General features: G+C 40.8%; 5 protein-coding genes. 4 read left to right on the top strand and 1 reads right to left on the bottom strand.

Translation table 11 applies throughout. The features are described 5' to 3' along the window. Positions 1-206: hypothetical protein (locus H6S82_RS18670; protein ID WP_191056536.1), on the top strand; the 206-nt coding region annotated here is incomplete at its 5' end. A 126-nt stretch (positions 207-332) separates the two neighbouring features. On the opposite strand, the gene H6S82_RS18675 is transcribed toward H6S82_RS18670, so the two are convergent. Beyond that, positions 333-485 carry a hypothetical protein gene (locus H6S82_RS18675; protein WP_190474619.1) on the bottom strand — a complete coding sequence of 51 codons (153 nt, stop codon included), beginning with the start codon at positions 483-485 and terminating at the stop codon, positions 333-335. 252 nt (positions 486-737) lie between these two features. Between H6S82_RS18675 and H6S82_RS18680 the strand changes: the two genes are divergently transcribed. The 3 genes from H6S82_RS18680 to H6S82_RS18690 are packed head-to-tail and all read left to right on the top strand — an operon-like array spanning position 738 to position 4,719. Beyond that, on the top strand, positions 738-2,963 hold the full coding sequence (locus H6S82_RS18680) for a dynamin family protein (protein WP_190474621.1): 2,226 nt from the start codon (positions 738-740) through the stop codon (positions 2,961-2,963). A 32-nt stretch (positions 2,964-2,995) separates the two neighbouring features. Next, positions 2,996-4,048 (top strand): AAA family ATPase, encoded by a 1,053-nt coding sequence (locus tag H6S82_RS18685; protein WP_242057010.1) that lies wholly within the window; start codon positions 2,996-2,998, stop codon positions 4,046-4,048. After that, the gene (locus H6S82_RS18690; RefSeq protein ID WP_190474623.1) at positions 4,045-4,719 is read left to right on the top strand and encodes a hypothetical protein; all 675 of its coding nucleotides are present in this window, start codon (positions 4,045-4,047) and stop codon (positions 4,717-4,719) included. The genes H6S82_RS18685 and H6S82_RS18690 overlap by 4 nt, the downstream gene beginning before the upstream one ends. The last annotated feature ends 87 nt before the right edge of the window (positions 4,720-4,806 follow it).

The raw sequence follows: 4,806 nt of genomic DNA on the forward strand, positions 1-4,806 counted from the left end.
GCTTTGGTTTAGAAGAGGATAACTTATTTATAAATGGGCAACTGTTGACGAAAGTTCCCGGTTCGCAACAAGGGCTGCTTAAGCAAAACCAAATTCCTATGGTTGGGCTCGCTCAAGGCAAACATATCCTATCAATTACAACATCAGGAGGACTTTATGGATGGCACGCCATTGACTGCATAAAGTTGCAAGGTAAAGTGTTGTAAATATTTCTTTAACTTACAAGCTGTATTAATTTCAGAGAAAACAAACAAACTGTTACGCAGTCGATCGCCGAACTTACAAAAAATACCCTAAAATATTTTTGAATAAAACACAGCCTTAAATCTAGGCTACATCAGGGTGGCATCTATATTACTCCTTTGGGGCGACTGACCGACATTGGCAAAGCCGCACTGGGTAATGGTTTCAAGCGAAAAGAATTCTGCAATGCCGAATACTTTTCTCTGAAACTGAATCTCAAAAGTTGGATAGGTGACCTGCACATTTAGAATGTGTGGTTCATCTGCATTTAGCTACGGTTCAATATTTCTAATCCCAATTTTGGGAGATCCGACCAAAATTATCAAAGGATAAGTTTGGTCTAATTACTGCTGATTAATTTATGTAAATTTTTAGTGAAATATGTAGATCGAACACTCATTTTTGGTATAAAACCTACTTCTGGGATACGGTGTTATATGTAGTTTGAAACAGGTATTCTATTAAACAAAGCCGTTACGTACATTGCTCTATCAATGGACACGCCCAGATCTGCACGAATTGCTAGCATTATTCAAAACCGCAAACCTTACGCTCATAAAATAGCGGTTGAGGAAGCGAAACTGAATTTTTACGAAGAAGTGCTGCGCGATCTAAAAAGCTACTGTGATGAGCTTGTAGAACAAATTGATGATCAAAGAGTATGCTCGGAATTGAAAGAATTTTCACAAATTAATATCCCAGATATTATCAGTGATATTCAATTGGAATTAAAAGCGCTTAGTAAGCTAAAAAATCGCTTTCTTCGGGATACCCTCAACATTGGGGTAGTGGGAAAAGCAAGAGAAGGCAAGAGTACTTTATTACGAAGTTTATCAGGACTTTCCGCAGAAGAAATACCAACTAGCGATCGCCAACACTGCACAGGAGTCAAGGTGATTATTCGCCACGATCCGAATGTGGAAACTTATGGTGAAGTCTGGTTTTACACAGAGCGCTCTTTTTTCGATGAAGTTATTGCATTGTATTATACAGAACTTTCTCTCAGTAAGCGCCCTTGTACGCTTGATGAATTTGCGGCAGCAGCTCCTCTTCCGGAATTACCACATCACCTGAAAAACATTTCGGAATTTGAGTCTAAACATAAAAAATTGCAAGAATACCACAAAAATATCAAGCAATATCGGCATTTCTTACGCTCTCCCTCACCCCGAACAATTTCGGCTGCGGAAATTAGGGAATACGTGGCACAGCATAACTTGGCTGGTAAGCCTATCTATAATTATGTAGCAGTCAGAGAAGCTAGAGTTACTTGTAATTTTCCTCAAGACGATGTTGGACAAATCGCGCTAGTCGATATGCCAGGTTTGGGGAATACCACTGTTGGAGACGAAGAAAGGTTAGTCAAAGCACTGGGCGAAGATGTTGATTTTGTCCTGTTCATGCGCCTACCAAATCCAACAGGTGCGTATTGGGATATCGATGACCATGTTGGGATATACGATAAAGTGCGTACTGCTTTGGTTGAGTTACCAATAGAAAAATGGTCTTTTATGGTTCTGAATCGGATAGTTTCTGAATTACCAGTCAATGACAACCTTAAAAACTGCGAATATCTCCAACGTACAATCGCTGATGTTCACATCAACGTAGTAGATTGCGCGATCGCCAATTGCCAAAATACCGAAGAGGTAAATGCAAAAATTCTCGATCCGATCCTTGACTACCTTACCAGTGAAATGACTTCACTGGATAAACAGTACGCCTCTGTTCGCCGGGATAGTATTAACCAACTCCGAAGTAAAATCAAGATTTTAGTGCAGAAAGCTAAAATAACTTTGGGGCAAGGAGAATCCCATGATGTTTGGTTCCCAGTATTCATCAATTTATTTAATGAGTTGTGGAATCAGCTTTCCGCGACACTCGAAAATTTGTTGGATACCCTTGCTGAGGAGCGCGATACTCCCAATTCTGACTTTAGCGAGCTAGTCAACGCTGTCATCGAAAGTTGCCAAAATAACCCCGGTATTCCATCAGAAGCGGAAATAGAACAGTTACGTGCTAGCTTAGGGGGTTATCAGGCTGTCTATACTATGTGTCTCAATGAAGTTCGGACTCACTTATCGCGGCAATTTCTTTCTCTAGATAAAGGGTTAAAAATATCTATTGAAAATGTCAAGTCTAAGGTGGCAGACGTGTTAGCAGAACAAGGACGCTTAGGAAAGCTAACGGGGACAGAAGTTCGAGGCGCAGAATTAATAGTGGCAATTGCGGATAGACTGCCAAAGCAAGAGAATAACGAATTGGGAAACGAAAAACTGCAAGACATTAAGCTGGGATTTCAAATACTGTCTGAATTTAATCTTTCTTACCGAGAAGTGATTCAGCACCGGATTAGGAAACAGCTAGACAAGCTAATGCCGGACAAAGCTCCTCAACTGTGCCAACCTTTCTCTGCCAAGCAAATATATAATTTTCTCAGTACACTTTATGATGAAGTGTTGTACGATTGCAAACAAGCTCTGAAGCAGTTACTTAATGAGCCCAGTCAAGCTTCTTATGCGATTGTAGAGGAGTTTGTAGATCGAGTATTGCGTGCCAAAGGGGTTAAAGATGGATGGCGGATTTTTCTGCAAGCAGAGCGAGCCATAATCTGGTCGTCTGAGTTTGAAGCATTGGGTGAAAATACTCGTCAGCGTCAGAAGTGGCTAGAGTTAGTCAAGCGTGTAGAAGAAGCGATCGCATCAGAGCCTGGATTTTGAAATATCATCTTAAAATAAGGAATGAAAAGGATATGAGTGCATCTCAACACAAAAACTTTTTCCAGTCCGCTAAAGAGCTGTTCCAAAAACCGATAGAAGGCCCCAGAAAAATTAAAATCACTGTGTTTGGCCCCAGGGGAGTCGGGAAAACCAGCTTGCTGACCGCTATGTCCGAGCAGTTCGACAGAACTACCCAAAAAACTGTGTTAATGCTGCGACCGGAGTTGAAAACTTCATTAATTATGCAGGATAAGAGAGCCGAGCTGAAAAGCTGTTTCGATAACCAAGATGAGCTGGAGGCAAGAGGAGGGATTAAGGGTACTACAGAAACTCAAGATTTTGAGTTCAGCCTTGTCAAGGCAGGTATGGACGCATCGGTAAAACTTTTTTTTAAAGATTTTCCAGGCAAGGATTTAATCTCCGATATAGAATCCGTCACAAACCTTCTTGATGAGTGCGGGATTGTGCTAATTGCTATTGATGCACCTGCTCTCATGGAAGAAGACGGACGATGGCACGATCTAATTAACAAGCCGAATCTAGTAACCGATTACTTTAAAACGGCTTACCAAAATTTAAAAGAGCCACGGCTGGTGATCTTCGTTCCGCTCAAATGCGAAAAGTATATGCGGCAATATCCGGCCAATTTACTAAATCGGGTTCACGAGGGATATAGTTCTCTGATTGAGTTTTTCGATAAGCCGAATTTACGTTACCATGTGGTGGCAGTTGTGACACCTATCCAAACATTAGGAAATGTAGAATTTTCCAGAATAAAAGTTCAAAACCTCAACGGACACCCATATCCACAGTTTTATTTTCGGAAAACTAATACGGCCACTTATGCGCCCAGAGACTGCGAACAACCGCTGCGATATTTATTGCGATTTTTGCTCAAAATTCACCTAGAACAGCGTTTTGTAATTTGGAAATATCTCCGCAAAGCGCTGGGAGATATTTTTGAAGATATTGCTTTTAAGGAAGCAGCTATTGAATTTGCCAAAAATTGCAAAACAACAGGTGGTTTTGCAATTTTGCAAGACGAAGAAGGATGGTTAAATATGAGTAGATGCGGGAGGAGATGATGCAAATATATGTCCAAAGTTGTGGAGCATCTCCAAACCATGACTATATTTGGCTGCGCGATGATAACCAACAGATTAAACCTCCTTTACTTGATTGTGTGGATAGCTTAAGGCAAAAAAATTATCCTTCAATTGTTATAGCCAAATACAGAGAAGAATTAATATTACTTATTTTTGGCCTAGCAACAAGGCGAGGCGTTGATTTTCAGGGTCGGGAAATATTTAATTCTGTAGTCTGGATCGGTAAAAGTCCTGATGAAGCATTTTTGCGGATGCTTGCTGCTTGCGCCTTGCGAAAAGATCGAGGTTTTTTAGATGTAATCGATCGCGCTGTTATCCCTTGCGACGATCTCCCAGGTTTCAAAGTTGCATGGCAGCAAATAAAAGCACTGAGTAACAGAGGAAAAGCAGGCGATCGACTGCCAGATAAAACTAGAAAAATCGGTAAAAATTCCCAAAGCCTTAGATACCAATTAGCAGAAGAACTGGATCTATACCGTTTGCCCGATCGACAAGGAGCTATCGTAGTTGTGACAGGAATTGTAGAGGGTGAAACTCTCAAAAAAGCAGGGATCTGGCGTTCTCTATCCCGTCTTGTAGATGCAGAAAATTGGCAGAAAGTAACTGAAAATAAGGATTTATTTATAAATTTATCATCGGCAATTAAGTAGTCGGACAAAAGTAATCGACACTGTATGAACTTTTGTTAAGGCACTTGCAGGAGTGCGATCGCTACCCACGGATAGTACAAATGTATT

It is taken from the genome of Planktothrix sp. FACHB-1355 (assembly GCF_014748295.1).
GTDB classification, from domain to species: domain Bacteria; phylum Cyanobacteriota; class Cyanobacteriia; order Cyanobacteriales; family Aerosakkonemataceae; genus Aerosakkonema; species Aerosakkonema funiforme_A.

Bases quoted from the DNA above. Each gene is read 5' to 3' on its own strand.
- H6S82_RS18680 (WP_190474621.1), top strand. From the start codon at position 738: ATGGACACGCCCAGATCTGCACGAATTGCTAGCATTATTCAAAACCGC.
- H6S82_RS18685 (WP_242057010.1), top strand. From the start codon at position 2,996: ATGAGTGCATCTCAACACAAAAACTTTTTCCAGTCCGCTAAAGAGCTG.
- H6S82_RS18690 (WP_190474623.1), top strand. From the start codon at position 4,045: ATGATGCAAATATATGTCCAAAGTTGTGGAGCATCTCCAAACCATGAC.